This is a genomic window from Shewanella sp. MEBiC00475 (assembly GCF_005234075.1).
In the GTDB taxonomy this organism is placed as follows: domain Bacteria; phylum Pseudomonadota; class Gammaproteobacteria; order Enterobacterales; family Shewanellaceae; genus Shewanella; species Shewanella polaris.
This window is the reverse complement of sequence record NZ_CP039928.1, coordinates 590,720-614,008: the sequence shown is the minus strand read 5'-3', so window position 1 is coordinate 614,008 and position 23,289 is coordinate 590,720. Positions and strand designations below refer to the sequence as shown.

The following is a 23,289-nucleotide window of genomic DNA, read 5'->3' as shown; positions in this document are numbered from 1 at the left end:
ATATTGTGTGGGTATACATAAAGGTAAGTCATCACTTACCTTGTTTGCGCATACTCCCCCTAATTAACGTCGGTGGGGTTGATCACCTATATCAATTAATACTAATAATGCCGCATCGCCACCCCATTCCTTCGGTGCCTGATGAAACGCTTTAACATTTGGGTGTTGCGCTAACCACATTGGTGTTTGTTGCTTTAGAATCCCCATTCCATAACCGTGCATCACACAGCAACATATTGTGCTTTGCTTCAAACATGCTTGGATAAGTGCGGCTAATTCAAGTTTAGCTTCTGCTTGACGCATTCCGTGTAAATCAAGCAATAGATCGGGTGAGTAATCTCCTCGTCTTAAGCGTTTTAATTCATGTTTATCTGTGTTGTTATTAATCCAACGCATAGGACCATCGACCGGCAGAAGCGGCTGATATGTATCCGAAAAATAGCTATCAGCATGGATTTGCTGTTCTTTTACTTCGAACTGTTGTTTGGCTTTGACAGGCTGTTTAAAGTGGTGAGTATCTTGCCTTAGCGGTTTGATTCCCTCTATTAATGCACTAAACAGCGATAAGTCTGAATAATTATCGTCTTTCATTAGGGTATTGTATTGAATTCTAGGTCATCTTAATAGACATCAGTTACAATAGCTCAGAACAATTTTTGAGGAGTGTGTTTTGGATAAGATCTTTGTAGATGAAGCTGTCACTGAGTTACGTACCATCGCTGATATGTTACGTTGGGCTGTCAGCCGTTTTAATGATGCCGGTATTTATTATGGTCACGGAACGGATAATGCTTGGGATGAAGCGGTTGCATTGGTTTTTGATGCATTACATTTACCCGAAGAAGTTGGCCAGCAGGTTATTTTAAGTAACTTAACCAGTAGTGAAAAACACAAAATTGTTGAGTTGATTATTCGCCGTGTACGTGAACGTTTACCGGTACCGTATTTGACCAATAAAGCTAATTTTGCAGGGCTTGAATTTTACGTCGATGAACGGGTACTTGTACCGCGTTCACCCATTGCCGAAATGATTAATAATCAATTTAGCCCTTGGTTATACAACAAACCGGTTAATCGCATTTTGGATTTATGTACCGGTAGTGCTTGTATTGCCATTGCTTGTGCCTATGCATTTGAAAACGCTGAAGTTGACGCGTTAGATATTAGCGAAGATGCACTAGAAGTCGCGCAAATTAATATTGAATCTTTGGGTGTATTGGATCGTGTTTTCCCGATGCAATCTGATTTGTTCTCGGCAATCCCAAAAGGTCAGCATTACGACTTAATTGTATCTAACCCTCCCTATGTTGATGCTGAAGATATTGGCGATATGCCTGAAGAATATCATCATGAACCCGAGATTGGGTTAGCATCTGGTAATGATGGTTTAGATTTAACCAAGCGTATCTTAGCGAGTGCAGCAGATTATCTTACCGAAAGTGGTTTGCTGGTCGTTGAAGTTGGTAATTCAATGGTACATCTGATTGAGCAATATCCTGATATGCCGTTTACTTGGGTTGATTTTGAATTTGGTGGTGATGGCGTATTTGTGTTAACCCGTGATCAGCTAGTTGAAAATGAATCACTTTTCGCCATCTATAAAGATAGTGAATAATAGCGGTAAGAATCGTACTCAATGAAGTGAATAATTAACAGAGGTAGTTAACGCGCATGTCAGGAAATAGTATTGGTCAAAATTTTGTTGTTACAACATTTGGTGAAAGCCATGGTGTTGCACTAGGTTGTATCATTGATGGTTGTCCTCCAGGACTGGAGTTAACTGTTGAGGATATGCAACATGATTTAGACCGTCGTCGTCCTGGTACGTCACGCTACACAACGTCACGCCGAGAAGCTGATGAAGTGAGAATTTTGTCTGGAGTGTTTGAAGGTAAAACCACTGGCACTTCTATTGGTCTGTTGATTGAGAACACCGATCAACGCAGCCAGGATTATTCAGACATTAAAGACACTTTTCGTCCTGGTCATGCAGATTATACCTATCAACAAAAATATGGCATGCGTGATTATCGTGGTGGTGGCCGTTCGTCTGCACGTGAAACAGCAATGCGTGTTGCCGCTGGAGCCGTTGCTAAAAAATACCTCAAGCAAGTTCATGGTATTGAAATTCATGGATACCTAGCTCAATTAGGACCTATAAGTGCTGACACTATTGATTTAGCTCAAATTGAGCAAAATGCATTTTTCTTCCCTGATGCCAGTAAATTAGAAGCGTTAGATGAGTACATGCGTGGCTTACGTAAATCTGGTGATTCAATAGGCGCCAAAATTACTGTTGCCGCCACTGGTGTTCCTGTGGGATTAGGCGAACCGGTATTTGATCGCCTTGATGCTGATATCGCGCATGCGTTAATGGGCATTAATGCCGTTAAAGGTGTTGAAATTGGTGATGGTTTTGGCGTTGTTACTCAGAAAGGCTCTGAAGGTCGTGACTTAATGTCACCACAAGGTTTTGCGTCGAACCATGCTGGTGGTGTATTGGGCGGCATTTCATCTGGCCAACCTGTTGTGGCTCATATTGCGCTAAAGCCTACTTCAAGTATAAGTGTGCCAGGTCAAAGCATGACAGTGCAGGGCGAGACTATTGATATGATTACGAAAGGTCGTCATGATCCTTGTGTCGGTATTCGTGCAGTGCCTATTGCCGAAGCGATGCTCGCAATTGTGTTGATGGATCATTTATTAAGACATCGTGCGCAAAACCACGATGTGACTAGCCAAACCCCTGTAATCGGAATGCGATAATGCCTTCAGTTAAACGCGCTGAGCCAGATTTACGCTGGCTCAGCGCTTGTTATTTCTTCTTTTTCTCTATTCTTGGCATCATGGTTCCCTATTTAGGAGTATTCTTTGATAGCCGAGGTTTCAATGCCCAAGAGATAGGTTTTTTGTTGGCCATTTTAATGGCCACTCGAATTGTCGCTCCTAATGTGTGGGCGGCCGTGGCCGATCGTACTGGTATGCGTTCAGAATTGATAAAGCTTGGATCCTGTGCTGCAGCGATTACTTACATCAGTTTTTTCTTTGACGGCAGCTTCATATATCTTGCGGTTAGTTTGGCTATATACACTTTCTTTTGGAATTCTATTCTTGCTCAGTTAGAAGTGATTACGTTAGAAACGCTAGGCGATAAAGCTGAGCGTTATGGTGCTATTCGTAGCTGGGGTAGCGTAGGGTATATCGTTCTGGTCATTAGTGGTGGCCTAGCCATTGATCATTGGGGCCCAGAAGTATTGCCTTATATGGGGATGATATTGTTTTTAGGTTTGTTTGTTTGCTCATTACCGTTACCAGCTAACCGCAGTGTTGTAGTCAATAAATCTGAACGACCTAAGCTAACATTTGATGCGTCATTGGTATGGTTCATGTTGTCTGCAATGTTGCTACAGATGAGTGTCGGACCATTTTATGGCTTTTTTGTACTGTATTTAAAACAGGTTGGCTATTCTGAGACTATTGCTGGGGTGTTGGTTGCCTTAGGTGTGCTAGCCGAAATTGTTATCTTCTTTTATTCATCCCGGCTTATTCGTCAATACGGTATTCGAGTATTACTTGTTGTGAGTATTTTGTTAACAGCCGTTCGTTGGTTACTGTTAGCTTTTGGTGTTGAACACGTTTCATTATTGGTCATTAGCCAATTATTGCATGCATTTACTTTTGGTTTAGTCCATGCCGCTTCCATCCATTTTATTCACCGTCATTTTAATGTCAGTCATCGCAGCACAGGCCAAGCACTATATGCCAGTGTCAGCTTTGGTGTAGGCGGTGCCTTAGGCACCTGGATAAGTGGCATTATTTGGGGTGATGGTAGTAGTACTATGTGGGTTTGGGTATTTGCTGCAGCTTGTGCATTTTTATCTATGATAGCGGTATTGCTTATTCCCAATATTAATGGTGAAGCACCCACCAATACACTAAAAAGCTAATATTAATTGTGTTGTCGCAATACAGTAGTAATAACAGTATTAAGGAGTTGACGTGAAACGTTTTCGCTTAGGGATAATCATTAATCCATTAGCTGGCCTTGGAGGCAGTGTTGCTTTAAAAGGTTCTGATGGTGTAGCCGTAGAAGCTATTGCAAAAGGCGCTATTCCCAAAGCACAAATGCGTATGCAACAAGCTTTGAATGTTATTTTACCTTTCATGAAACAAATCGATATTATTACAGCATCTGGTGATATGGGCGGGAGCTTATGTCGTCAAATGGGCTTTTCGACTCAAGAGGTATATTCCGCGGTAGAAACTACTTCAACTGAAACAACAACAGCAATAGACACACAACATGCTGTGAAATGTTTACTCGATCATCAATTAGATTTGTTACTGTTTGCTGGTGGTGATGGTACTGCCCGTGATATTTATGCCGTGGTTGATGACTCATTTCCGGTGTTGGGTGTTCCCGCTGGTGTTAAAATTCACTCGGGTGTTTATGGTATAACCCCACATGCTTCTGGGCTTGTTGTCAGTATGTTACTCAAAGGTGAGTTAGTGAGCTTAATGTCTGCTGACATCATGGACATTGATGAGATTGCCTTTAGGCAGGGAATTGTAAAAGCGAAACGGTTTGGTGAAATGACGGTTCCTGCTGCTCCACGTTATATACAAGCCGTGAAGATGGGCGGTAAAGAAGTTGATGAATTAGTGTTGGCCGATATTGCCGCTGATGTGATCGAATCGATGGACGATGAACTTTATATCATGGGATCAGGTAGCACCGTAGCGGCAGTAATGGAAGACCTTGGCTTAGACAATACTTTGCTTGGTGTCGATGTTATTCATCATAAAAGCGTCATTGCTAAGGATGTTACAGCACAGCAATTACTCGCGTTAATCGCCGATAAAAAAATGTATCCTAGGGCCAAACTGGTGATTACCTTAATCGGCGGGCAAGGGCATATATTGGGCCGTGGCAATCAGCAGTTGTCACCGGAACTCATCCGGCAACTAGAAAAAGACGATATTTTAATCCTAGCCACAAAAACTAAGCTAAAAGCACTTGAAGGTAGACCATTAATTGTGGATAGTGGCGACCCTGAATTAGATAAAGTACTCACTGGCTATTATAAAATAGTCACGGGTTACCATGATTACGTGATGTATCAAGTAGCCAACCCAGATTTAGTGGAGAAGTAGAACATGTTAGAACAGTACGATGCTGCATTAGAGTCTTGGATTGAAGACAGTGTTACTCACAGCGACGATGATGCATTGTTTGCTTGTGGTTATTTACAAGGCCACGTAGCCGTTGTATTAGCCGAGCTAGAAGTCGAACCTGAACAAGATTTAGCCGCGCTTGACCATAAGTTGGTTAAATGCCTTGCGTTGGCAAATGAAGAATTAGATGAACATGATTTTTCATTAGTGGAAGCTGCATGGCAGCAGTTACGTCAACGTATTGCCGCTCAAGCGGCATAACTTGGAATAGATAAACAGCTTTTATGGTAAATTCTCCTTTTCAACAAGTTACTATTGGTTTAGTTAACCCAAAAACGCCGGTCAATGTTGGCGGCATTATGCGAGCTGCAGGTTGTTACAGTGTCGATAATGTTTGCTATACAGGCAAACGCTACGAATTAGCGGCTAAATCGGGTGATGCCCAATACGATGTGGACACTAAAGATGCTGCCAAGCGTATCCCTTTAGTTGGCGTAGAGTCACTACTTGATAGTGTGCCTGATGGTGCAACCATAGTATGTGTCGATCTTGTTGTTGGGGCGACGCCGTTGCCTTTATTTATTCATCCAGATAATGCCTTTTATATTTTCGGTCCGGAAGATGGCACTATTCCACAGCAATTAATTGATGCTGCTGATGATGTTGTGTATGTGCCTACTGTAGGATGTATGAATTTAGCAGCATCTGTGAATGTTTTGCTTTATGACCGATTGGCTAAAACGAGCCAACTAAAAGCTGATGATGAATTGATTAAGCAAAGCCGAGACAATAATAATCGCACCAAAGTGAAACACTGGTTGAAGTAACTGTTTTAAGTATACAAAAAATGCCGGATGAGAAATCATCCGGCATTTTTATTTGAGCGTGTTAAAACATAAAATGCTTTGCCATAAAGGTCTGACAAGTATCACTGGAAATGTTTGTAATGTTTAATCATGGTAATCACTTGTCATGCCATGCAGCGTAATTGTATTCAAATAGCGGAGAGACGATGGGGATTTGTTAGTAATGAATGTTTGATTTGCACCCTGTGAGATAAATACAGATCATAAGTTGATGAAAGCTTGAATTATTGACTCAAATGGTAGACGTTATAAACAGAAAGACCATTATAAAAGACCTTTAAGTGAAAATAATGAGATTTGTGCTAATCGTCATTAGATTGATGACTTAGTCAGGTTCGAACATTCTGAATGAAGTTTTTTAGGACTTCATTTTAGGACTTCATTTTAGGACTCATATTAGGAATGCATAGATGTCGATATTAAAGAAATTGTTTCAGTGGTTACCGTTTGGAAAAGTATCCGAAATGAGCGCCCCAGAGCTGTATAAACGGCTACAGAAAAATGATATTCAGATTGTTGATGTTCGGTCTAAAATGGAATGGGACAAGTCACATATTGAAGGCTCGTTAAACCTGCCTATTACGTCGTTTTCAATTGACACAATAAAACAGCTTGGTCTATCACAAGACTTAACAACTGTCGTTATTTGTTTATCCGCTCATCGGAGTATTCCTGGGGTTAGAAAACTCGAACAGTTTGGATTTACTGATGTATACCAACTTGAAGGTGGAATGCTGAGCTGGTGGAAATTATCGCTGCCAACATTGAAATAAAACTCCAGAAAAGAGACGCAACTGATGACGTTAATATTTTTGCATGGTTCAGGATGTACCCGTGTGGTGTGGGAGTATCAACAGCTGTGTTTTGATAACTGCTTAGCACTTAACTTACCTGGTCACCCAGAAGGTAATGAGTTAACGAGTGTGAGTCAAATGGCACAATGGTTGGAGAGTTACATTGAAGAGAGGAATCTTCAAAATGTAATATTAATAGGCCATTCATTAGGCAGTGCAGTAGCAATACAAGCGGCGTTATTAAAAAAGATCGATATTAAAGGGCTAGTGCTCATTGGTGCTGGTGCTCGTCTAAAAGTCATACCTCAACTTCTAGACTCTTTGTCAGCGATAGTTGATCAAGGCGGAGATGTTCCTGATAATTTATTTTCAGCGAACCAACTTATCTTGGAGCCCTTAAGAACCGAAATTAATACATCCATTAAGGGAAATGGCCCTAGGGTTATGCTAAATGATTTTTATGCTTGTGATAAGTTTGATGTAATAGATCATTTAGCGGAGATTACTGTTCCGGTTCAGATTATTGTAGGCGACAAGGATGAGATGACCCCTTTGAAATATGCTGTTTTTTTGCAAGATCACTTACCTAAAGCAGAGGTAAAGATTATCGAAGGTGGGACTCATATGGTCTTTGCTGAACAGCCAGATTTAGTTAATGGCATTATTAAAGGCTTTTTGGCTAAGCTCTAGTGCGTATAACTGTAAAAAATATGATTTTTTATTATTCAGAAAATGGTTGCGGGAGCAGGACTTGATAAAAGACTACGACCTTCGACTTTTTGTTTATAAAATCTGAGCCATACGAATCTGGTTAAGTGCTTTTTTTATGATGTGATTTTAGGTAAGAATAGATATTTACTAGTAGAAAATGGTTGCGGGAGCAGGACTTGAACCTACGACCTTCGGGTTATGAGCCCGACGAGCTACCAACTGCTCCATCCCGCGTCCGATAAACGCTATCAATTATTTTAATTCTATTGATTAAGAATACATTATCTTCTACTTTTCAAAATTGGTTGCGGGAGCAGGACTTGAACCTACGACCTTCGGGTTATGAGCCCGACGAGCTACCAACTGCTCCATCCCGCGACTGATTTTGACTGCGTTTAATTATTCTTATCAATAAGAAAGTGGTTGCGGGAGCAGGACTTGAACCTACGACCTTCGGGTTATGAGCCCGACGAGCTACCAACTGCTCCATCCCGCGTCCGATAAACGCTATCAATTATTTTAATTCTATTGACTAAAGAATTGGCTGCAGGATTAGGACTTGATAAAAAACTACGACCTTCGACTCTTTATTGATAAAAAGCTAAGTCCGACGAATTACCAATTTCTAACACCGTGTCCGATAAGACTAGACATTTAATATTCTTATTACTAAGAATTGGTTGCGGGAGCAGGACTTGAACCTACGACCTTCGGGTTATGAGCCCGACGAGCTACCAACTGCTCCATCCCGCGTCCGATAAACGCTATCAATTGTTTTAATTCTATTGACTAAAGAAATGGTTGCGGGAGCAGGACTTGAACCTACGACCTTCGGGTTATGAGCCCGACGAGCTACCAACTGCTCCATCCCGCGTCCGATAAACGCTGCTTTAATTTATTCTATCAAACTTGCTAGTTAGCGTGTTTAACAGTCTGCTTCAAAGCGGGGCGAACTATAGCGATCTCGCTTTATATTTGCAAGCAAAATCTAGGCGCTTGTAATTTGTTTGCTGGTAAAATAAGCGAGTCACTGCTTTATCGTACGATATTACCAAATTAGCCCTAAAATAAGCTAATTTAACCGCCCATTTCGATAAGTCGTTGGGGTTATGTGTTTGAGCAGGTATAATGCTGCACTGAATTTTGCGTAACCGATGACTGACTAATACATGTTTAATTTTTTTGCTGCTGCCCCAAAGGGTTTCGAATATAGCCTTGCTTCTGAACTTAAAGAGTTTGGAGCCACCGACGTCAAAGAAAGTGTTGCCGGAGTGTATTTTACTGCATCTCTAGAGCTGGCTTATCGAATTACATTATGGACCCGTTTAGCGAGCCGTATCGTATTAGTGATCTATAAAGGTGCTTGTGATTCTGCTGAGCAACTTTATAACGCAGCATACTGCATTGATTGGCCATCACATTTTTCCTATAAAAAAACCTTCAGTATTGATTTTCACGGCACGGGTGGATTTATTAACAACACTCAATTTGGTGCGTTGAAAATTAAAGATGCTGTAGTTGACCGTTTTCGTGATGATGGTACACCTCGTCCGGATGTAGAACGTGTTAATCCAGATTTTAAAATTGATGCTCATTACCGTAACGGTCAACTGACTATTTCAATGAACTTCTCTGGCGCCTCTTTACATCAGCGTGGATACCGTTCAACTACGGGTGAAGCACCATTAAAAGAAAATCTCGCTGCTAATATGTTGGTACGCAGTGGTTGGCAAGCTAACCCTATTACTGTACTTGACCCATTTTGTGGTAGTGGAACCGTACTAATTGAAGCTGCATTAATGGCTGCGGATATTGCACCAGGGTTAAAACGCGAGAAATTTGGTTTCGAAAATTGGCAAAGTCACAATAAAGCAATGTGGCAGGTTATTTTTGACGAAGCTCAAGCGCGTGCAACATTGGGCAAAACTCGTTGTAAACTCAAATTTTACGGTTCAGACATAGAACCTCACCTGATTTCTATCGCTAAGCGCAATGCTGAAAATGCTGGTGTGGCTGAATTAATTGAATTTAGCGTGTCAGATGCACTCGATGTCACTCCACCAGTGAGTGAAGGCTTTTTGATTTCTAATCCTCCTTATGGTGAGCGTTTAGGTAATGTGACTGAACTTTTACAACTCTACTACCAATTAGGTGACAAGTTTAAGAAAGAGTTTGGTGGCTGGAAAATTGCCATGTTGTGCAGCGATATTGAACTAATTTCTTCTCTAAAACTTAAAGCCGATAAGCAGATGAAAATGTTTAACGGTGCATTAGAGTGCGCGTTCAATATTTACACTTTGCATGCTAAAAGTACTCGCCGAGATGTACCGGTATTGCCAGAAGGCGTTGATATTACCGACATCGCTCCAGCATTTGCTAATCGCATTAAAAAGAATGTTAAACAATTTACTAAATGGGCTAAAAAAGAGCGCATCGACAGCTACCGATTATATGATGCCGATTTGCCAGAATATAATGTCGCGATTGATAAATATGTCGATTATGTGGTTATTCAAGAATACTCAGCACCAGCAACGATCCCAGAAGCGGTTACTAAACGCCGTATTAGTGATGTGTTATTAGCGTTGCCTGGTGCTTTAGGTATCCATCCAGATCGTATTACGTTAAAAACCCGTGAGCGTCAAAAAGGTGCTAGCCAGTATCAAAAGATTGATGAACGTAAAGTTGAAATTATCACACAAGAATACGGTGCTAAATTTAAACTCAACTTAACGGGGTATTTGGATACTGGTTTGTTCCTTGACCACCGTGTTACACGTAAGTTGGTTGGCGATAAATCTAAGGGTAAGAATGTCCTTAACTTATTCGCATATACTGGTTCTGCCTCTGTACATGCGGCTATTGGTGGGGCTAAATCGGTCACAACCATCGATATGTCCAACACCTACATTACTTGGGCTAAAGAAAATTTTGCCTTAAATGGATTGTCGGGTAAACAATACGACTTTATTCAAGCAGACTGTTTACAGTGGATCAAAGACAACAGCCAACAGAAGTTTGATCTAATTTTTATTGATCCTCCTACGTTTTCAAATTCAAAACGTATGGAAGACAGTTGGGATGTTCAACGTGACCATGCTGAAATGTTAGGTGAACTGATTAAGCTGTTGTCTCCAAATGGCGAGCTTATATTTTCAAATAACAAACGTAAATTTAAAATGGATATTGAAGCGTTAAATCAAGCTGGTATCGACGTGACTAATATCGACCATTTATGTTTACCGCTGGATTATAAACGTAATCCGCATATTCATAATGTGTGGTTACTGACCCATGCAAAAAAATAGTTCAATAGCGTACGTGCTCTATCACACAGAGGGTTGTCATCTGTGTGACATAGCCCAAGCTTTGATTGAACAAACTGCTATCGATTATCAACATATTGATATTTGCGAGAACGAATCACTTGCAGAACGTTACGGTATGAGTATTCCGGTATTTGTACAGGGTAAACGTGAACTATTTTGGCCTTTTGATGCCGAGCAATTACAAGAATTTTTAGGAGATTAGATTGAGTCTGGTACGCATTAATAATGGCTCGTTAGCCTACGGTTACACTCCCTTGCTGAAAAATGCAGATTTTACCATCGAACCTGGTGAACGCGTGTGTATTGTTGGTCGCAACGGCACTGGTAAATCAAGTTTAATGAAAGTGTTATCAGGTGATGTATTACTTGATGATGGTGAGTTTAATATTGCAAATGACGTTAATGTTAGCCGTTTACAACAAGATCCTCCTAAAGCAGAAACTGGAACGGTTTACGCTTACATTGCAGCAGGCCTTAAAGAAATTGGTGAAGCTTTAGAAAAGTACCATCAATTATCCCATGATGTTGCAGATGCTAATCCTGAGCAGATGGAACGCATGCTTAATCAAATGCAACGTCTGCAAGAAGTATTAGATCACAATGAAGGTTGGCAATTAGATTCGCGTATTATTCAAAACTGTGAATTGTTAGGCTTAGATCCAGATAAGCCATTAAACGAATTGTCTGGTGGTTGGCAGCGCAAAGTGGCGTTAGCTCGCGCATTGGTCGTTAACCCAGATTTACTGTTGCTTGACGAACCAACCAACCATCTCGATATTGATACCATTGAGTGGTTAGAGCAATTTTTATTGAGCTTTAAAGGCGCAATCGTATTTGTAAGCCATGACCGTGGTTTTATTCAGCGCATGGCAACGCGTATTGTCGATTTAGATCGCGGTGTGGTTATTTCGTTTCCTGGTAACTACCAAGCCTATTTAGATGGTAAGCAAGAATGGTTACGTGTTGAAGCCGAGAAAAACGCGCATTTTGATAAGAAACTTGCCGACGAAGAAACTTGGATCCGTCAAGGTGTTAAGGCTCGCCGTACTCGAAATGAAGGCCGCGTACGAGCGTTAAAAGCATTACGTACCGAACGTAGCGAACGCTTAAACCGTCAAGGTAACGCCAAAATGGCGGTGTCTGATACCGAACGCTCTGGTAAGTTAGTATTTGATATAAAAGATCTTAACTATAATTTACCTGACAAAAATTTGGTGAAAAACTTCAATACCACAGTCATTCGCGGTGACCGAATTGCATTAATTGGTCCAAATGGTTGTGGTAAATCAACACTCATCAAGTTGCTGATTGAAAAGCTCAAACCTCAATCAGGCGAAATAAAAGTGGGCACCAAACTAGACGTTGCTTACTTTGACCAGTATCGTGAAGCGCTTGATCCAGAGAAAACCGTAGAAGAAAATGTTGGAGACGGTAAAAGTACCGTCACAATTAACGGTCAAGATCGCCATATTCTGAGTTATCTGCAAGACTTTTTATTTTCGCCAATGCGTGCTCGTACTCCTGTAAAAGCACTTTCAGGTGGTGAAAAGAACCGTTTGCTACTGGCGAGATTATTATTGCGTCCAGCAAATTTAATTATTCTTGATGAACCAACAAACGATCTTGATATTGAGACTTTAGAGTTGTTAGAGTCGCTACTTGCTGATTTTGCAGGTACATTACTTATCGTGAGTCACGATAGGGCATTTATCGATAACACAGTTACTAGTAGTTGGTGGTTTGCCGGTAATGGTCAATGGGCTGAGTATGTTGGTGGCTACCAAGATGCCGTCGCTCAAGGCGCAAAATTTTATTCTGAGGAACCTGTTGTAGATATTGTTGTCCAACCTTCTGCAGTTGTTGAGAAAAAGCCTGTAAGCACCCCTGAGAAAGCGACCAAAAAACTGTCTTATAAATTGCAAAAAGAATTAGAAACACTTCCGAGCCAAATGGAACAGCTCGAACAAGATATTGCGCAATTGCAACAAACAGTTGCAGGTGCGGATTTCTATAGTCAATCACAGGATTTAGTTAATAAAAAATTACAACTGTTGGCTGAAAAAGAACAAAATTTAGAAGTTTGCTTCGAGCGATGGGAAGAGCTTGAGTCACTGAAGTAAAGCATAATAAAACAGGAATAGTTACATGAAGTTAAAGTTTGATAAAGCCTTATCACTTGTTGCGATAGGTGTTCTAAGCGTCATTGGGTCGGCCCAAGCTGCGTCAGTATATGAAATTGTTAATATCGAAGATTTCGATTTAAACGGTACCCTTGATGGCACACGAAATGGCTATGCGATGGCTGTTAACGATGAAGACGAACTCGTTGGCATTTCTAAAGGTAAAAATAAGTTAACAACAGACGACGTTGATGATTCAATCATTGATGTGGAAGAAGGAATATCTGAAGCTGAGACCATTACCTATTCGGTATACTCTGAAATTGAAGCTAACAACTTTACCTTTATCTCAAGTGATAATTCCTCAGCGGGTTCTTGGATTCCTGAATTTTTTAGTTTAGCTGGTACATTTGATCCATCAAGTACTGATACTGATTCAGATGATGAATTAATTGTGAATGATGTTGATACCTATTTTTACGGTATCAACAACAATGGTGTCAAGGTAGGTGCCTATACTGGTGAAGAACTCACTTTAGATTACGAAGGTACCAGCACCACTCAAGAGTACTTTTACTATCGTGAATTTGAAATGCGCGGTATAGCCGTCAAAAATGACATCGAATATCCGTTATTACCTTCGTTTACCACTTATGAGCGTGATCAAACCGCTGACGTCGATGCCGCTACTGTTGAAGTGGGCGGTTGGTCGGTCGCTTCAAGGGTAAATAACAATAACCTTGTAGTTGGTTACGGCAGCACAGCTTTATCATCCGCAAGTGAAGACCGTATTGATGCCTGTATTACTGCAGCAGAAAATACCGATGCAGATAATCCGATTCCAACAGATATATGTGTACAGATTTTGCAATACCCTAATGCAGACAGCGGTACGGTTTTTATTAATTATCAAACTCGTGGATTCGTGTGGGATCTCGATAATTTAGATGAAGATGGTTTACCTGAACTGACGGAATTGGAGTTAGGTCTAACCCCTGACGAAGATTCAACGCTTATCTATACTGCGCAAGGTCTTGGCATTAACTCTAATGGTGATGTCGCAGGTCGCTCTCATGTATATCGCAATGGTGACGAAGATGATTTGTACTTTGATGCGGCCTATTGGATAAAAGATGGTAATGGTGACTATCAATACAATTGGGTTGAAATGGATGACGATGTCTATTATTCCATTGCATATGATATCAATAATTCAGGTATTCTTGTGGGCAGTTACAGCAAGTATATTGATGGTTATTTACGCAGTAAGTTCTTTACATTGGATACTAACAATCCAGAAGAAGGCATTATAACGCCTAATGACTTCCAAACGTCATTATCAGATTTAAGTAGTAAGCCAAAAGACATTAATAATCAAGGTCAAGTGGTTGGTTATATTGAATCTACATACGAGAAAGAAAAACCTCGTCCGAAAGTTGGTTTCTTATTTGATAATAACACCAGCGAATTTGTAAACTTAAATGATCAGTTAACCTGTGAGTCTAAAGGCTATGAGAGAAATACTGATGGTGAATGGGTTCGTCACACTGTTAGTGTTGAAGATGGTACCGGTGAAATTTTAACTTATGAAACTGATATATCAATCGTAGAAGCCAATAGTATTAATGAAGATGGCACTATCGTTGGGACTGGTTTTATCCTTAAACCAGAATATCAATACGATGATGACAATGAATTAATCATTGGTGAGAATGGGTTACCTTTATTTGAATTAGATGGCAATGGTGATCCTGTAACATCTTACTTGCCTCGTATGGTTGTTTTGAAGACCACTGGTGGTGAAGCGTGTGATGCGTCTGATGTAGACGATGATGATGATGAGTCTTATGAGCGTTTAGGTGCAGCTAGCTTTGCTTGGCTATTCACCTTGCCATTATTATGGTTACGTCGTCGAGTGAAAAAGTAGCCTACTGTAATCAGCACTGGCTAGTACCTCAAATCTATGAGGTAGTCTAGAATCATAAAAAAATCGAGGTAAAATACCTCGATTTTTTTTATCTAATTCTCAATAGCTTAATAGAAAATCATTAAAATGATGTTTTTTAAGATTGATTTTGGTTGAAAAACGTTCTATTTCTATATTCAAGGCTTCAGCTACATCATGTCAACAGAAGCCTGTCAATGGAAGAGGGCGTTTATATGAAAAGACAGAAAAGAGATCGTTTAGACAGGGCATTTTCAAAAGGATTTCAAGCCGGAGTGGGAGGACGATCGAAAGAGGTTTGCCCTCATTCGAATCTGGATTCTCGGTCTCAATGGTTAGGCGGTTGGCGTGAAGGTATTGACGGTCGCCTTAATGGCCTATTTAACAAGTAATACTTAGCCTAACGAGCCACACATAACAAAATGCCCTCGCGATAAATATCGGAGGGCATTAAATGTGATAATGGAAGCTAATCAAGGTTATCGAGAGTGCTTAAAACGTTGAAGTGTCGCTGAAAATACCCACTTTTAAATCAGTTGCAGCATAAATTTGGCGACCATCGACTTCCATAGTAGCATCGGCAATACCCATAACCAATTTACGATGAATTTTACGTTTAATATTGAGCTTGTAAGTCACTTTCTTGGCTTCAGGCAATACTTGTCCGGTAAATTTCACCTCACCAACGCCTAATGCACGACCTTTACCTTCAGCGCCTTCCCAGCCTAAGTAAAAGCCAACCAGTTGCCACATTGCATCTAAACCTAAGCAACCAGGCATAACGGGATCACTGACAAAGTGGCAATCAAAAAACCATAAATCAGGTGTGATATCAAGTTCAGCAATAATTTCACCTTTACCATATTCTCCACCATTTTCATTAATGGTAATAATACGATCTATCATCAACATATTGTCGACAGGTAAACGTGGTCTGTTTGGACCTAAAAAGTTGCCATGACCACAGGCGACAAGTTGTTCTTTCGTGAAACTATTAGCTTTTTCCATTTAAATTCATACCACTTAATTGACTGATAATTTTAACAAGATAGCGAACACGTGTAAGCTAAACAACTCCGATCACTATATAATGTGTAATCTAGCTAACAATTTAGCAAAAAAGTTCAATTGCACATCGTCGTCATCTTGCCCTGCTAATTTATCTAAACGTTGTTGTACTAATCCGTAAAGCGTGTCTGGAGCAAAGTCATTATCTTCATTGGCAATACCAGCAGGCATCTGCATCAGCAGTTCAACTGCTTGATCCATATGTTCAATAGCATGGATATGAAATAATCCTTTATCAATAGCCTCAATGACAGCGGGTTCGAGATTCAATTGTAATACATTGGCTTTAGGCATAATAACACCTTGTTCACCGCTTAGGCCTCGGCGTTGACATAAATTAAAGAAACCTTCAATTTTTTCATTTACGCCACCAATCGCTTGCACATTGCCAAACTGATCTAATGCGCCTGTCACCGCTAAACTTTGAATAATAGGTTGCTCTGCTATTGCAGACATTAAACAGCAATACTCTGCGAGTGAAGCACTATCACCATCAATTTCTTGATAAGACTGCTCAAATACAATATTAGCATTGAGATGAAGAGGTGCATCACGACCAAAAATTCGGTATAAGCAAGCAGATAGGATCATCATGCCTTTAGCATGAATATTGCCGCCTAGCTCTGATTTACGTTCAATATCTGCCACTTCACCATCGCCATAATGAACTGATGAGGTAATACGTGCAGGTTCGCCATAAGTATAATCACCAGTATCTATAACAGTAAGGGCATTAATTTGGCCTACCATAGCGCCTTTAGTTGGCAGATTGATGAAATTATCATCAAAACTTTGAGCAGAATATACTTCAGAACTATTATGACGGAAGGTTAACTTTTCCAATGCTTTAGCAATAGCGCCAGCATTTAATGCAGATTGACCACAATAGGCTTTTGCTTGACCTAATAGTTGTCTAAATTCCAACATGCTTAAACTTAACCGTTGCTGATGCTCGACCAAACGGGAGCTATACCAAAATATCGGTAATAGACTAGGTGGTTCTAACTCAACCGATTCAGCGTGGGCAAGCACATTCAACCACTGTACATACGCAGACTCGGGATGCTGTGTTAAATCAACTTCGTTGCTCATTTCAGCCAGCAATGGAAAATGACGACTAAAGTTTCGATCTTCAACTCTAAGCTGACTATACGATAAACCAGAACCTACAAGTATGATCTTACAATTAAGTGGAATGGGGGCTAACTCATTATTGATGCGGTAAAAACCATCATGCAGAATTTGCATTAACAAATCCCAAAGGTTTTCTCGCTGCCATAATGATGCTAAGCAAATAAACACGAAATGGTTAGACGCTAAAGCGCCAGGCTTATAAACGCTTGATTTATCCGTTTTAAGCATTCTACCTAGTAGATCCGCACGGCGAATTGTCCCTTGTAAATAGCAAGACAGTGACTCTTGTTTAGCGATAATACCGACATGTTCACGTGGAAGAGTTTGCTGCCATTTAAATTGAATCTCACTATCTTCCTGTAACTTTTTAGTTGCCACCAAATATTGACTTGATGGTGTATTCGCTTGAGTTACCAACGCATCGATAAATAGTGGTCTATCTACACCTAAAAAGTCAGCAAGAAATAAATGTTGTGAATCTATTTTGCTCATGAGTTTGAAGGTATCGACAACTCGTTCTTGACCAAGCAATAAATGACTAGGGAAAAATGCACAAGTCGATGAGTCTGGTAAATGATATTGAGGAGCGAGTTTCGCACTAGGCAATAGCGTTGAATTCATATAGTGGTAATTTGACTGCGACAATGAAAATAATGAAATGATATTAGCATAAAGCGCCGTAAAAGCCTCAGCAGATTCCATCATTCAATGTCATCTCATTGTCATTTAAATGATTAAAGACAATAAAAAGTCAGCGAATAGACATTGTCATTGTCAACATAGGTATTAATGATGATAAAAATATACTTATTTTGATTAAATGCTATCCATTCAGATAATTTTTTTTAAATTATGGTTTACATACAAACGCGTTACTTATATTATTCTGCCCGTTCGGAGGGATGGCAGAGTGGCCGAATGCACCGGTCTTGAAAACCGGCAACGGTTTATCCCGTTCTAGGGTTCAAATCCCTATCCCTCCGCCACATTCTAAAGTAAAAAAGCCATTGATAATCAATGGCTTTTTTGCTTTCTAGCATTTGAAAAATCATATTCTCAGACCCAAAACGGATGACTGAGACATATGTACCTATTCAGAGCCACAAATTGCACCTATTATACCCGCATGGTGTTGCCTGCTTATCTGCGTGATAAAGGCTTCTCTGCCGACATCAAAGTATCCTTGCTCACTAAACAACGGTAAGCGTCCGGGCAAGTACATCTTCAGCAGCTCTTGTTCATCCTCTATATTAACGACTGATCATTACATCAGGAGTTAACATGGCTAGACGTTCACATGAAGATTGGGTTGCCTTGATACAACAGCAATCCGCTAGCGGCTTGACGATTACCGCTTTTTGTCGCCTGCATAAACTCAGTATCAGCGGATTTTACGCCCGCAAAGCAGACATAGCTAAAATGAGCATTCCAACGGGCGCACTATTTGTTAAGGCGACGCTGGCCTCGCCGACGGCGATGGCTACCCAAGCTCAACTTCCGGTCCCAGAGCAGACCATTTTTTTTCAGCATCAATCCGGGATATGGACTTTCCCTAGCACCTTGCCTGCAAGCTATCTGCTGGAAATGATAAAAGGCCTGCAAGCATGTTGATGTTTCGTGAGCTCCCCAGTGTCTATTTGCATCGAGAGCCTGTGGATTTTCGTAAATCCATAAATGGCTTAGCCGTTATCGTCGAGCAACAGTTGTCGCTACAGGCCACAGACGGCAGCGTGTTTGTCTTTTGTAATAAAAGCCGCGATAAATTAAAAATCCTCTACTGGGATGACACTGGTTTTGCGCTTTGGTACAAACGCCTCGAGCAGGATAAGTTTAAGTGGCCGACTAAAAGTATTGATGAGTGCCTGAGCTTATCTGAGCAACAGTTTCATTGGCTGCTGTCTGGCTTTGATGTATTGGGACATCAACATGTTAGTGGCTTGAATTACAGTTAATTGATCGCCATTGCGTATGCAGTTTTTGATAATCAGATCACTGCAACCCCCTTCTCTAGGGGGAGTTTTGGTATAATAACACCATGAAATTAAGCCCTGACAACTTACCCAACGACGTTGATTTGCTTAAGCAATTATTGCTTGAGACGCTGGCGGCTAAAGACAATACTATCGAGTTGAGAGATGCTGAAATTGCTGAGCTTAAACACTCGGTGCAGCGGTTACTGGAGCAATTTCGCCTCGCACAACAACAGCGCTTCGGGGCCAGCAGCGAAAGCCATGATTATCAAGGTGAGTTGTTTAACGAAGCTGAAGTTACGGTTGATGAGCTTGTTGAGTTAACGACAGATGCTGATGTGTCAGTACCGCCTAAACAACGCGCCAAGCGCAAATTACTGCCAAAAGACCTGCCGCGAGAAGTCGTCATCCATGATATTAGTGATGAAGATAAGCAGTGTGACAGTTGTGGTCATCAGCTGGCATTAATGGGCCAAGACAGTAGTGAGAAGCTTAAGTTTATACCGGCACAAATCAGTGTGATTGAGCATGTTAGATTAAAATACAGCTGCAAGCATTGCGAAACGCAAGGCACCAAGGCCAACATCAAGCAAGCGCCCGTGCCCGTCAGCCCCATTCCTAAAAGTTTTGCCACCCCAAGTCTATTAAGCCAACTCATCACCAGCAAATATCAGTACGCATTACCCCTTTACCGGCAAGAAGCCTTGTTCAAGCAACATGGTATCGACTTAAGTCGGCAAACCATGGCCGATTGGATGATGAAATCCGCCGCTCTGTTTAAACCCTTATATGATTTACTGCACAAACATTTGTTAACACAAGAAGTCATCCATGCGGACGAGACCACCCTCAAAGTGATTAACGATGAGCGGGTGAAATCCTATATGTGGGTGTATTGCGCTGGCGCGGATGGGCCAAGCACTGAGCCTCGATATCAAGGTTTACGCAGCATAGTGCTTTACGACTATCAAGACGGTAGCCGTGCGGGCACCTGCGTGAGCCGTTTTCTTGCCACGGAGCAAACGGTGTTTAATGGTTATTTACAGGTCGATGGTTACGCAGCTTACCAGCAGGTAAGTAATAAGCTTGTTGGCTGTTGGGCCCATGCACGGCGTAAATTCAAAGAAGCGCTAGTGGCGCAAGGAAAACCCAAAGTAGGTAAAGTCAGTAAAGCGGATATGGCACTGAGCATGATAGCCAAGCTGTACCGCATTGAAACCCAAATACAATCACTGAGCCTGGAAGAGCGTCTGTATTTTAGGCGCACCCACTCACAACCCCAATTGGTACTATTTAAGCAATGGCTGGATAAATCATCGCTGCAAGTATCAAAGGGAAGCCCTCTAGGCAAAGCCATCCATTACAGCCTCAATCAATGGGAAAAGCTCAGTCGTTACACAGAAGATAGCCGACTCAATATCGACAACAACCGCGCAGAGCGAGCAGTAAAACCGTTTGTGATAGGGCGAAAAAACTGGCTATTTAATCACAACCATCGTGGTGCTGAAGGCAGCTCTATTTTATACAGCATCATAGAAACCGCTAAAGCTAACGGTCTTATTCCGTTCGATTACATCGAACACTGCTTGGAGCAGCTATCCCATCCAAACTGTGACCTTAATAGCCTCTTGCCCTGGCTCGTTGATCTAAGCAAGGCGTAGTTCACCGGACGCTCACAAACAACGCTCAATCGCGATAGGCCGTAATCTTGTCGTTGCGGGTATCTTACGACCATTAATCAGTAACTTAACCCCACAATCACTGCCAGATGTGTTTAAAGCACAGGTGAATCAATTGATTAATGATGCCCGAGCAGGCTTTGTTGGGGTAACAGATACGCTTGATGATAACGCCAAGCCTGTGCGGGAAATCATTCAGTTTATTCCCACTCGGCCAACGAAATTAGCCCATAATAGTGCGGCATATGACAATTGTCCCTTACCAACAAACTTGGCATTCTCAAAAAGTTCGGATAGTAAAAAACAAACAAATTCAGTCGCTAACGTCACATTAACGGATGCACTGATTAAGTTTATAGCGTCTAAACAAAAGCAGTCTGTCTCAGTGTTAACGGTAAAGCAGCTTAATCAACGTATAGGCCACTTTATTGAAAGAACTCACCTAGATGATGTATTCGACATAACGAGCGCTGAGGCGATGGAATACAAGGATTGCTTACTTGAAGAAGGGCGAAGCCATAAAAGCAATAAAGACTACTTAGCGGCGGTGTCGCAATTCTTCAAGTGGTGCAAACTGATGCGCTACACCAGCGCCAACCCGTTTGATGAAGTGAAACTGTCAAAGCCAAGTAACCAGGCTGGGCATGATTTAGTGCGCCAGCGCTGGCAACCAGAGCAACTAAAACACGTACTGCAATCACAAGACTTTATTGATAAACCCCCTGACTTTAAATGGATAACACTATTGATGCTGTATCACGGTTTACGACCTTCTGAAGCCTGTCAGCTACACAGTAATGATATAACCACCATCGATGGCACCACCGTCATCCACGTCACCAATGAGGGCATGAGCCAACAACTTAAGACAGCACTGTCAAAACGAACCGTTCCGCTACATCAAAAGCTCATTGAGTTTGGTTTTATTGATTTCGTTCAAACCATTACTGACCGAACATCAAAAAACAGTCACATAAAAAATAGCCACTTAAAAAGCGGCCAATTAACAAGCAGTCCGTTATTTCATTATCAACCTAGTAGCGATGGTGTTTGGTCACACACCTTTTGCCGAGAGTTTGGCAAATTGCTCGACCAACTTAACTTTATCGCTGGTAAACGACCTACAGCATACTCATTCCGTCACACTTTTATTGATGAGCTTAAGCAACTGCAAATTGAAGAGTCGATGGTGGCACAGCTTGTTGGACACGTTTATCACAACATCACCTATGGGCGATACGGTAAGCGATATGATGTGAAAACACTCAAACCTGTGGTGGATAAAGTCAGTTACACATTGAATTTATTTCTACCAGTATAAGAAGTGGGATTATATGAGAGGATTTTTGCTGAAAAGATCAACCGTAGAGCGTTAATCATGACAACAGTCAGTAAATCCTGAGTGACTTTATAAGCCAAAATTTGCTCTCACAGAACCAATAATCAGCCTGAGAAATGATGAAACCTACCAGCGGCATCATTTCTCAGCAGCACTTATCAAATCCTACGGGAGTAAATCGATAATAAATCTCGTTGAGAAATCGAATTTTCACCTTTTTTCACGTAACTTTTCACGTAAAAAGTGCAATTTAAATCACTTCGCACTCAGTGAGTGCGAAGCCAAAGCAGCCCACTTATTAAGTGGGACTACAGCGAAACCCGGTACGTTTATCTCCCACTTTTTGTTCCAAAAAGATGGGAGATAAACTCGGGCAAGGGGAATCCCCTTTGAACCCCAAAAGCCAACTAAAGACAGCAGCATTGAATTTGCTGCAATACTTCAATAACCCTAATCGGTTATGAGTAACAATTAGGTCTAGTGAAGTGAATAATAATCAATTTGATGATCCCTCAGTTTTACCCAGGTATCAAGACAACACTACTTAGAGAAAGCATGAACGTGAGGCGATTAAATTTAATCATAGCCAATAGTAAAACTGCAAAACTTAATGTTGACTCACCTAAAACTCGATTATTGATAACGCTTCGATTTTATCTTCGATTAGTGGTTAAAAAATAATTTTGAAAAGTTGATTTTATTATGTTGACAGAATGTAAAATTGAGCATATTTTCTTCGAATTCTAGTATCAGCAACTTTAGCTTACAAATGGATTTCAATATATGCACAAAAGGATGTTTTCCCCTACATTAAGACGATTGAACATAGGTTTGGTATTTTTTTATTTTGTAGGATTACCTGCTATTGCAGCTAATCAATCTGTATCTTTCGATGTATTAAACAACACCAGTTATGACGGTTGCTCTTATTCCGGTGAAGTCGCCATTTCTGTTGAGTATGATTTAGTTGAATCGAACGTTGGTCAGTTAATTGTTTCTGCTGTTAACTCAGGTCGGTCTTATGAGCTAACAAGGAAAGATGTTGAACACGGTCCTGGCAGTGCTGTATTTGTCTTTGAGCTACAAGAGTGCATTGAACGTATCGATGTAGCCCTTACCCCCTTTTAAATTCCAATTATCAACCTTTATTATTACGTGA

At 41.0% G+C, this 23,289-nt stretch carries 21 protein-coding genes and 6 tRNA genes; 19 read left to right on the top strand and 8 right to left on the bottom strand.

Features of this window, described 5'->3' with window-relative positions; translation table 11 throughout:
- Positions 1 to 63 precede the first annotated feature (63 nt).
- Positions 64 to 591, bottom strand: coding sequence for an endonuclease SmrB (gene smrB / locus FCN25_RS02675; protein WP_137221731.1), 528 nt, complete (start codon positions 589 to 591; stop codon positions 64 to 66).
- Between the two features lie 79 nt (positions 592 to 670).
- Here smrB and prmB point away from each other — a divergent pair, with 79 nt between their 5' ends.
- The 8 genes from prmB to FCN25_RS02635 all read left to right on the top strand — a co-directional run bounded on the left by prmB (position 671) and on the right by FCN25_RS02635 (position 7,525).
- The gene (gene prmB, locus FCN25_RS02670; protein WP_137221729.1) at positions 671 to 1,615 is read left to right on the top strand and encodes a 50S ribosomal protein L3 N(5)-glutamine methyltransferase; all 945 of its coding nucleotides are present in this window, start codon (positions 671 to 673) and stop codon (positions 1,613 to 1,615) included.
- Between the two features lie 56 nt (positions 1,616 to 1,671).
- Positions 1,672 to 2,766, top strand: a complete 1,095-nt coding sequence (gene aroC, locus FCN25_RS02665; RefSeq protein ID WP_137221727.1) for a chorismate synthase — start codon at positions 1,672 to 1,674, stop codon at positions 2,764 to 2,766.
- Entirely contained in the window at positions 2,766 to 3,947 is a 1,182-nt protein-coding gene (locus FCN25_RS02660) for an MFS transporter (protein ID WP_137221726.1), read from the top strand. Before aroC ends, FCN25_RS02660 begins: the two co-directional genes overlap by 1 nt.
- 52 nt (positions 3,948 to 3,999) lie before the next feature.
- On the top strand, positions 4,000 to 5,154 hold the full coding sequence (locus tag FCN25_RS02655) for an ATP-NAD kinase family protein (protein ID WP_137221724.1): 1,155 nt from the start codon (positions 4,000 to 4,002) through the stop codon (positions 5,152 to 5,154).
- Between the two features lie 3 nt (positions 5,155 to 5,157).
- Complete coding sequence (locus FCN25_RS02650; protein WP_137221722.1) at positions 5,158 to 5,436, top strand: YfcL family protein; 279 nt, start codon at positions 5,158 to 5,160, stop codon at positions 5,434 to 5,436.
- Positions 5,437 to 5,459: 23 nt separating this feature from the next.
- On the top strand, positions 5,460 to 6,002 hold the full coding sequence (locus FCN25_RS02645) for an RNA methyltransferase (protein WP_137221720.1): 543 nt from the start codon (positions 5,460 to 5,462) through the stop codon (positions 6,000 to 6,002).
- 449 nt (positions 6,003 to 6,451) lie between these two features.
- Complete coding sequence (locus FCN25_RS02640; RefSeq protein WP_137221718.1) at positions 6,452 to 6,814, top strand: rhodanese-like domain-containing protein; 363 nt, start codon at positions 6,452 to 6,454, stop codon at positions 6,812 to 6,814.
- Positions 6,815 to 6,838: 24 nt separating this feature from the next.
- On the top strand, positions 6,839 to 7,525 hold the full coding sequence (locus FCN25_RS02635; protein ID WP_137221716.1) for an alpha/beta fold hydrolase: 687 nt from the start codon (positions 6,839 to 6,841) through the stop codon (positions 7,523 to 7,525).
- Positions 7,526 to 7,704: 179 nt separating this feature from the next.
- On the opposite strand, the gene FCN25_RS02630 is transcribed toward FCN25_RS02635, so the two are convergent.
- From FCN25_RS02630 to FCN25_RS02610, 5 genes are all read right to left on the bottom strand, one after another.
- Positions 7,705 to 7,780, bottom strand: a tRNA-Met gene (locus tag FCN25_RS02630).
- 68 nt (positions 7,781 to 7,848) lie between these two features.
- Positions 7,849 to 7,924, bottom strand: a tRNA-Met gene (locus FCN25_RS02625).
- A 42-nt stretch (positions 7,925 to 7,966) separates the two neighbouring features.
- Positions 7,967 to 8,042, bottom strand: a tRNA-Met gene (locus FCN25_RS02620).
- Between the two features lie 181 nt (positions 8,043 to 8,223).
- Positions 8,224 to 8,299, bottom strand: a tRNA-Met gene (locus FCN25_RS02615).
- Between the two features lie 45 nt (positions 8,300 to 8,344).
- A tRNA-Met gene (locus FCN25_RS02610) sits at positions 8,345 to 8,420 on the bottom strand.
- A 295-nt stretch (positions 8,421 to 8,715) separates the two neighbouring features.
- Between FCN25_RS02610 and rlmKL the strand changes: the two genes are divergently transcribed.
- From rlmKL to rmf, 5 genes are all read left to right on the top strand, one after another.
- Positions 8,716 to 10,854, top strand: a complete 2,139-nt coding sequence (gene rlmKL, locus FCN25_RS02605) for a bifunctional 23S rRNA (guanine(2069)-N(7))-methyltransferase RlmK/23S rRNA (guanine(2445)-N(2))-methyltransferase RlmL (RefSeq protein ID WP_137221714.1) — start codon at positions 8,716 to 8,718, stop codon at positions 10,852 to 10,854.
- Complete coding sequence (locus tag FCN25_RS02600; RefSeq protein ID WP_137221712.1) at positions 10,841 to 11,077, top strand: glutaredoxin family protein; 237 nt, start codon at positions 10,841 to 10,843, stop codon at positions 11,075 to 11,077. The genes rlmKL and FCN25_RS02600 overlap by 14 nt, the downstream gene beginning before the upstream one ends.
- A 1-nt stretch (position 11,078) precedes the next feature.
- Positions 11,079 to 12,995: an ABC transporter ATP-binding protein gene (locus tag FCN25_RS02595; protein WP_137221711.1), complete on the top strand. Its 1,917-nt coding sequence runs from the start codon at positions 11,079 to 11,081 to the stop codon at positions 12,993 to 12,995.
- Between the two features lie 25 nt (positions 12,996 to 13,020).
- Entirely contained in the window at positions 13,021 to 14,922 is a 1,902-nt protein-coding gene (locus FCN25_RS02590; protein ID WP_137221709.1) for a DUF3466 family protein, read from the top strand.
- A 233-nt stretch (positions 14,923 to 15,155) separates the two neighbouring features.
- Positions 15,156 to 15,332, top strand: a complete 177-nt coding sequence (rmf, locus tag FCN25_RS02585; RefSeq protein WP_011638106.1) for a ribosome modulation factor — start codon at positions 15,156 to 15,158, stop codon at positions 15,330 to 15,332.
- Between the two features lie 100 nt (positions 15,333 to 15,432).
- Here rmf and fabA read toward each other — a convergent pair whose 3' ends face one another.
- Positions 15,433 to 15,948 carry a bifunctional 3-hydroxydecanoyl-ACP dehydratase/trans-2-decenoyl-ACP isomerase gene (fabA, locus tag FCN25_RS02580; RefSeq protein ID WP_137221707.1) on the bottom strand — a complete coding sequence of 172 codons (516 nt, stop codon included), beginning with the start codon at positions 15,946 to 15,948 and terminating at the stop codon, positions 15,433 to 15,435.
- A gap of 75 nt (positions 15,949 to 16,023) precedes the next feature.
- Positions 16,024 to 17,763 carry an AAA family ATPase gene (locus FCN25_RS02575; protein ID WP_137227310.1) on the bottom strand — a complete coding sequence of 580 codons (1,740 nt, stop codon included), beginning with the start codon at positions 17,761 to 17,763 and terminating at the stop codon, positions 16,024 to 16,026.
- 275 nt (positions 17,764 to 18,038) lie between these two features.
- Between FCN25_RS02575 and FCN25_RS02570 the strand changes: the two genes are divergently transcribed.
- The 6 genes from FCN25_RS02570 to FCN25_RS02545 all read left to right on the top strand — a co-directional run bounded on the left by FCN25_RS02570 (position 18,039) and on the right by FCN25_RS02545 (position 23,258).
- A tRNA-Ser gene (locus FCN25_RS02570) sits at positions 18,039 to 18,128 on the top strand.
- 295 nt (positions 18,129 to 18,423) lie between these two features.
- Positions 18,424 to 18,753 carry an IS66 family insertion sequence element accessory protein TnpB gene (locus tag FCN25_RS02565; protein WP_137221686.1) on the top strand — a complete coding sequence of 110 codons (330 nt, stop codon included), beginning with the start codon at positions 18,424 to 18,426 and terminating at the stop codon, positions 18,751 to 18,753.
- Positions 18,747 to 19,094: an IS66 family insertion sequence element accessory protein TnpB gene (gene tnpB / locus FCN25_RS02560; protein ID WP_137221684.1), complete on the top strand. Its 348-nt coding sequence runs from the start codon at positions 18,747 to 18,749 to the stop codon at positions 19,092 to 19,094. Before FCN25_RS02565 ends, tnpB begins: the two co-directional genes overlap by 7 nt.
- Before the next feature lie 83 nt (positions 19,095 to 19,177).
- Entirely contained in the window at positions 19,178 to 20,773 is a 1,596-nt protein-coding gene (locus FCN25_RS02555) for an IS66 family transposase (RefSeq protein WP_254693711.1), read from the top strand.
- Between the two features lie 133 nt (positions 20,774 to 20,906).
- Positions 20,907 to 22,112, top strand: a complete 1,206-nt coding sequence (locus FCN25_RS02550; RefSeq protein WP_137221705.1) for a site-specific integrase — start codon at positions 20,907 to 20,909, stop codon at positions 22,110 to 22,112.
- Between the two features lie 801 nt (positions 22,113 to 22,913).
- Positions 22,914 to 23,258: a hypothetical protein gene (locus FCN25_RS02545; RefSeq protein WP_137221703.1), complete on the top strand. Its 345-nt coding sequence runs from the start codon at positions 22,914 to 22,916 to the stop codon at positions 23,256 to 23,258.
- The last annotated feature ends 31 nt before the right edge of the window (positions 23,259 to 23,289 follow it).

Coding starts and splice junctions, on each gene's coding strand:
- smrB (WP_137221731.1), bottom strand. CDS start 591: ATGAAAGACGATAATTATTCAGACTTATCGCTGTTTAGTGCATTAATA.
- aroC (WP_137221727.1), top strand. CDS start 1,672: ATGTCAGGAAATAGTATTGGTCAAAATTTTGTTGTTACAACATTTGGT.
- FCN25_RS02660 (WP_137221726.1), top strand. CDS start 2,766: ATGCCTTCAGTTAAACGCGCTGAGCCAGATTTACGCTGGCTCAGCGCT.
- FCN25_RS02650 (WP_137221722.1), top strand. CDS start 5,158: ATGTTAGAACAGTACGATGCTGCATTAGAGTCTTGGATTGAAGACAGT.
- FCN25_RS02645 (WP_137221720.1), top strand. CDS start 5,460: ATGGTAAATTCTCCTTTTCAACAAGTTACTATTGGTTTAGTTAACCCA.
- FCN25_RS02640 (WP_137221718.1), top strand. CDS start 6,452: ATGTCGATATTAAAGAAATTGTTTCAGTGGTTACCGTTTGGAAAAGTA.
- FCN25_RS02635 (WP_137221716.1), top strand. CDS start 6,839: ATGACGTTAATATTTTTGCATGGTTCAGGATGTACCCGTGTGGTGTGG.
- rlmKL (WP_137221714.1), top strand. CDS start 8,716: ATGTTTAATTTTTTTGCTGCTGCCCCAAAGGGTTTCGAATATAGCCTT.
- FCN25_RS02600 (WP_137221712.1), top strand. CDS start 10,841: ATGCAAAAAAATAGTTCAATAGCGTACGTGCTCTATCACACAGAGGGT.
- FCN25_RS02590 (WP_137221709.1), top strand. CDS start 13,021: ATGAAGTTAAAGTTTGATAAAGCCTTATCACTTGTTGCGATAGGTGTT.
- rmf (WP_011638106.1), top strand. CDS start 15,156: ATGAAAAGACAGAAAAGAGATCGTTTAGACAGGGCATTTTCAAAAGGA.
- fabA (WP_137221707.1), bottom strand. CDS start 15,948: ATGGAAAAAGCTAATAGTTTCACGAAAGAACAACTTGTCGCCTGTGGT.
- FCN25_RS02575 (WP_137227310.1), bottom strand. CDS start 17,763: ATGAATTCAACGCTATTGCCTAGTGCGAAACTCGCTCCTCAATATCAT.
- FCN25_RS02565 (WP_137221686.1), top strand. CDS start 18,424: ATGGCTAGACGTTCACATGAAGATTGGGTTGCCTTGATACAACAGCAA.
- tnpB (WP_137221684.1), top strand. CDS start 18,747: ATGTTGATGTTTCGTGAGCTCCCCAGTGTCTATTTGCATCGAGAGCCT.
- FCN25_RS02555 (WP_254693711.1), top strand. CDS start 19,178: ATGAAATTAAGCCCTGACAACTTACCCAACGACGTTGATTTGCTTAAG.
- FCN25_RS02545 (WP_137221703.1), top strand. CDS start 22,914: ATGCACAAAAGGATGTTTTCCCCTACATTAAGACGATTGAACATAGGT.